The 5749-nt window shown below is 50.3% G+C and carries 2 tRNA genes and 3 rRNA genes; all 5 read left to right on the top strand.

Features of this window, described 5'->3' with window-relative positions:
- Positions 1 to 454 precede the first annotated feature (454 nt).
- Positions 455 to 1987 (top strand): 16S ribosomal RNA (locus E4P32_RS23985).
- Positions 1988 to 2103: 116 nt separating this feature from the next.
- Positions 2104 to 2180, top strand: a tRNA-Ile gene (locus E4P32_RS23980).
- 9 nt (positions 2181 to 2189) lie between these two features.
- A tRNA-Ala gene (locus tag E4P32_RS23975) sits at positions 2190 to 2265 on the top strand.
- A gap of 285 nt (positions 2266 to 2550) precedes the next feature.
- Positions 2551 to 5426, top strand: a 23S ribosomal RNA gene (locus E4P32_RS23970).
- A gap of 144 nt (positions 5427 to 5570) precedes the next feature.
- Positions 5571 to 5683, top strand: a 5S ribosomal RNA gene (gene rrf, locus E4P32_RS23965).
- Together the 16S, 23S and 5S rRNA genes with 2 tRNA genes alongside form the textbook arrangement of a ribosomal RNA operon.
- Positions 5684 to 5749: the final 66 nt, after the last annotated feature.

The following is a 5749-nucleotide window of genomic DNA, read 5'->3' as shown; positions in this document are numbered from 1 at the left end:
TTGCACGGATGGGAAAAGCTTTGCTATAGTTCGCCTCCCCGCTGCAGAGCGACGCAGCAAACAGCAAGACGCAGCGCGCCGGAGGTGGGGAAAAGGAAGTAAAAAAGGTTTCAGGAAGTGAGAAGTTGGTAGTAAAAATTTTTAGTGAAGCGTTAAAAAAGTAGTTGACGCAAATTAAAAAACACTACATAATCTCGTTTCTCTGCTGCTGACAAACAAAACGATTTGTCAGCGACGCAAACAGCACTTCGGTGCGGTGCGAAGCAGAAAAGGTTCTTTAAAAATTAACAGTCGATAAGTGTGGGCGTTTAATGAAGTGCGACAGACCTTCGGGTCTGGAAACTTTAAATATTTTTAAACGCTTACGAAGAAATATAGGTAAGAAATTATCTGTCAGTATTTTGAGTGAGTGACCGATTCGAAAGAATCAGCCAGCAATGGCAAAACAGAGATTGAACTGAAGAGTTTGATCCTGGCTCAGATTGAACGCTGGCGGCATGCCTTACACATGCAAGTCGAACGGCAGCACGGGAGCTTGCTCCTGGTGGCGAGTGGCGAACGGGTGAGTAATATATCGGAACGTGCCCTAGAGTGGGGGATAACTAGTCGAAAGATTAGCTAATACCGCATACGATCTATGGATGAAAGTGGGGGATCGCAAGACCTCATGCTCGTGGAGCGGCCGATATCTGATTAGCTAGTTGGTGGGGTAAAAGCTCACCAAGGCGACGATCAGTAGCTGGTCTGAGAGGACGACCAGCCACACTGGAACTGAGACACGGTCCAGACTCCTACGGGAGGCAGCAGTGGGGAATTTTGGACAATGGGCGCAAGCCTGATCCAGCAATGCCGCGTGAGTGAAGAAGGCCTTCGGGTTGTAAAGCTCTTTTGTCAGGGAAGAAACGGGTGAGGTTAATACCTTTGCCTAATGACGGTACCTGAAGAATAAGCACCGGCTAACTACGTGCCAGCAGCCGCGGTAATACGTAGGGTGCAAGCGTTAATCGGAATTACTGGGCGTAAAGCGTGCGCAGGCGGTTATGCAAGACAGATGTGAAATCCCCGGGCTCAACCTGGGAATTGCATTTGTGACTGTATGGCTAGAGTGTGTCAGAGGGGGGTAGAATTCCACGTGTAGCAGTGAAATGCGTAGATATGTGGAGGAATACCGATGGCGAAGGCAGCCCCCTGGGATAACACTGACGCTCATGCACGAAAGCGTGGGGAGCAAACAGGATTAGATACCCTGGTAGTCCACGCCCTAAACGATGTCTACTAGTTGTCGGGTCTTAATTGACTTGGTAACGCAGCTAACGCGTGAAGTAGACCGCCTGGGGAGTACGGTCGCAAGATTAAAACTCAAAGGAATTGACGGGGACCCGCACAAGCGGTGGATGATGTGGATTAATTCGATGCAACGCGAAAAACCTTACCTACCCTTGACATGTACGGAATCCTGAAGAGATTTAGGAGTGCTCGAAAGAGAACCGTAACACAGGTGCTGCATGGCTGTCGTCAGCTCGTGTCGTGAGATGTTGGGTTAAGTCCCGCAACGAGCGCAACCCTTGTCATTAGTTGCTACGAAAGGGCACTCTAATGAGACTGCCGGTGACAAACCGGAGGAAGGTGGGGATGACGTCAAGTCCTCATGGCCCTTATGGGTAGGGCTTCACACGTCATACAATGGTACATACAGAGGGCCGCCAACCCGCGAGGGGGAGCTAATCCCAGAAAGTGTATCGTAGTCCGGATTGGAGTCTGCAACTCGACTCCATGAAGTTGGAATCGCTAGTAATCGCGGATCAGCATGTCGCGGTGAATACGTTCCCGGGTCTTGTACACACCGCCCGTCACACCATGGGAGCGGGTTCTGCCAGAAGTAGTTAGCCTAACCGTAAGGAGGGCGATTACCACGGCAGGGTTCGTGACTGGGGTGAAGTCGTAACAAGGTAGCCGTATCGGAAGGTGCGGCTGGATCACCTCCTTTCTAGAGTGCGCATGATTTAAGCGCTCACACTTATCGTCTGTTAGTAAAGAAGAACAGTTATATCGGTTGCGGCGGCGGCATAGTCTGCTGGCTGACTGCTGATTACTGATCCAAGCGGGTCTGTAGCTCAGCTGGTTAGAGCACCGTGTTGATAACGCGGGGGTCGTTGGTTCGAGCCCAACCAGACCCACCAAAGAGTTTCGGGGGTTTAGCTCAGCTGGGAGAGCACCTGCTTTGCAAGCAGGGGGTCGTCGGTTCGATCCCGTCAACCTCCACCAGAAACATCAAACCTAAGTCGCATGCAAAACGCGTGTGGATTTAGGTTTGGTCTTTTAGTGATCAATAGCTGTTTTTGTTCTTTAACAATCTGGAAGAAGTAAAGAATTCGTCAACGACGAGTGCCAGGATTTCGATCCTTGTACAAGAAGTTGATGGGTGTGATTGTATCAATCAAAGTATTACGAAGTGATCTTAGCAATTAGAAGACTTACTTTGGCAATACGGCAAACGCTAAACTCAAAAAACTCTATAACGATCTCTCGGAAGAGAGGCTAACGTTATAGGGACAAGTGAATAAGTGCACATGGTGGATGCCTTGGCGATTACAGGCGATGAAGGACGTAGTAGCTTGCGATAAGCTGCGGGGAGCGAGCAAACACGCTTTGATCCGCAGATTTCCGAATGGGGAAACCCACCCTTTATGGGTATTGCATACTGAATACATAGGTATGCAAGGCGAACGCGGCGAACTGAAACATCTAAGTAGCTGCAGGAAAAGAAATCAACCGAGATTCCCAAAGTAGTGGCGAGCGAAATGGGACCAGCCTGCAAGATTTAGCACCATTGATAGTAGAACGGAATGGAAAGTCCGGCCATAGAGGGTGATAGCCCCTTATACGAAATCAGTAGTGTGGAACTAGGCTTGCGACAAGTAGGGCGGGACACGTGAAATCCTGTCTGAACATGGGGGGACCATCCTCCAAGGCTAAATACTCGTAATCGACCGATAGTGAACCAGTACCGTGAGGGAAAGGCGAAAAGAACCCCGGAAGGGGAGTGAAATAGATCCTGAAACCGTGTGCATACAAACAGTAGGAGCGGACTTGTTCCGTGACTGCGTACCTTTTGTATAATGGGTCAGCGACTTACATTCAGTGGCAAGGTTAACCGAATAGGGAAGCCGTAGAGAAATCGAGTCCGAATAGGGCGTTCAGTCGCTGGGTGTAGACCCGAAACCAAGTGATCTACTCATGGCCAGGTTGAAGGTGCGGTAACACGCACTGGAGGACCGAACCCACTAATGTTGAAAAATTAGGGGATGAGCTGTGGGTAGGGGTGAAAGGCTAAACAAACTTGGAAATAGCTGGTTCTCTCCGAAAACTATTTAGGTAGTGCCTCAAGTATCACCATCGGGGGTAGAGCACTGTTATGGCTAGGGGGTCATCGCGACTTACCAACCCATTGCAAACTCCGAATACCGATGAGTGCGAGCTTGGGAGACAGACGTCGGGTGCTAACGTCCGGCGTCAAGAGGGAAACAACCCAGACCGCCAGCTAAGGTCCCAAAGATTGGCTAAGTGGAAAACGAAGTGGGAAGGCTAAAACAGTCAGGAGGTTGGCTTAGAAGCAGCCATCCTTTAAAGAAAGCGTAATAGCTCACTGATCGAGTCGTCCTGCGCGGAAGATGTAACGGGGCTAAGCCAGTCACCGAAGCTGCGGATATCAATTTATTGATATGGTAGGAGAGCGTTCTGTAAGCCTGCGAAGGTGTCTTGTAAAGGATGCTGGAGGTATCAGAAGTGCGAATGCTGACATGAGTAGCGATAATGGGGGTGAAAAGCCCCCACGCCGTAAGCCCAAGGTTTCCTGTTCAACGTTCATCGGAGCAGGGTGAGTCGGCCCCTAAGGCGAGGCAGAGATGCGTAGCTGATGGGAAGCAGGTTAATATTCCTGCACCGTCGTTAGATGCGATGGGGGGACGGATCGCGGAAGGTTGTCCGGGTGTTGGATGTCCCGGTTTCTGTATCAGAGAAGGCTGTTAGGCAAATCCGGCAGCGTAATTCAAGGGTATGGGACGAGCGAACTTGTTCGCGAAGCAATCGGAAGTGGTTCCAAGAAAAGCCTCTAAGCTTCAGTCTAACGAGACCGTACCGCAAACCGACACAGGTGGGCGAGATGAGTATTCTAAGGCGCTTGAGAGAACTCGGGAGAAGGAACTCGGCAAATTTGTACCGTAACTTCGGGATAAGGTACGCCCTAGTAGTTTGACAGGCCTGCGCTTGAAGGACGAAAGGGTTGCAATAAAAAGGTGGCTGCGACTGTTTAATAAAAACACAGCACTCTGCAAACACGAAAGTGGACGTATAGGGTGTGACGCCTGCCCGGTGCTGGAAGATTAAATGATGGGGTGCAAGCTCTTGATTGAAGTCCCAGTAAACGGCGGCCGTAACTATAACGGTCCTAAGGTAGCGAAATTCCTTGTCGGGTAAGTTCCGACCTGCACGAATGGCGTAACGATGGCCACACTGTCTCCTCCCGAGACTCAGCGAAGTTGAAATGTTTGTGATGATGCAATCTACCCGCGGCTAGACGGAAAGACCCCATGAACCTTTACTGTAGCTTTGCATTGGACTTTGAACCAATCTGTGTAGGATAGGTGGGAGGCTTTGAAGTAGGGACGCCAGTCTCTATGGAGCCATCCTTGAAATACCACCCTGGTTTGTTTGAGGTTCTAACCTTGGTCCGTTATCCGGATCGGGGACAGTGCATGGTAGGCAGTTTGACTGGGGCGGTCTCCTCCCAAAGTGTAACGGAGGAGTTCGAAGGTACGCTAGATACGGTCGGACATCGTGTTGATAGTGCAATGGCATAAGCGTGCTTAACTGCGAGACTGACAAGTCGAGCAGGTACGAAAGTAGGACATAGTGATCCGGTGGTTCTGTATGGAAGGGCCATCGCTCAACGGATAAAAGGTACTCTGGGGATAACAGGCTGATTCCTCCCAAGAGTTCATATCGACGGGGGAGTTTGGCACCTCGATGTCGGCTCATCACATCCTGGGGCTGTAGCCGGTCCCAAGGGTATGGCTGTTCGCCATTTAAAGTGGTACGTGAGCTGGGTTTAAAACGTCGTGAGACAGTTTGGTCCCTATCTGCCGTGGGCGTTGGAAGTTTGAAGGGGGCTGCTCCTAGTACGAGAGGACCGGAGTGGACGAACCTCTGGTGTATCGGTTGTCACGCCAGTGGCATTGCCGAGTAGCTAAGTTCGGAAGAGATAACCGCTGAAAGCATCTAAGCGGGAAACTCGCCTTGAGATGAGACTTCCCGGGGGTTTAACCCCCCTAAAGGGTCGTTCGAGACCAGGACGTTGATAGGTCAGGTGTGGAAGCGCAGTAATGCGTTAAGCTAACTGATACTAATTGCCCGTGCGGCTTGTCCCTATAACATTAGCTGTTATAGCTTTAGAGTTTTACCGTGTTTGCCCTGATCGGCACATCACACCCAAAATACACTTTACTTCTTCCCAGATTGCGTTGTTTGGCTATCCTAGCTCCAATTGGACCCAAGCAACACTACAAGTTATGCCTGATGACTATAGCAAGTTGGTACCACCCCTTCCCATCCCGAACAGGACCGTGAAACGACTTCGCGCCGATGATAGTGCTGCAACCAGTGTGAAAGTAGGTCATCGTCAGGCTATTAATTAAGCTTAAGCCCCATACCATCAGGTGTGGGGCTTTTTGCTGTCCGATTCATTTGTCAA

It is taken from the genome of Herbaspirillum sp. 3R11 (assembly GCF_004563925.1).
Taxonomy (GTDB): Bacteria; Pseudomonadota; Gammaproteobacteria; order Burkholderiales; family Burkholderiaceae_D; genus Herbaspirillum.
Note: the sequence above shows the minus strand (reverse complement) of the source record. Positions and strands in the feature narration are given on the sequence as shown.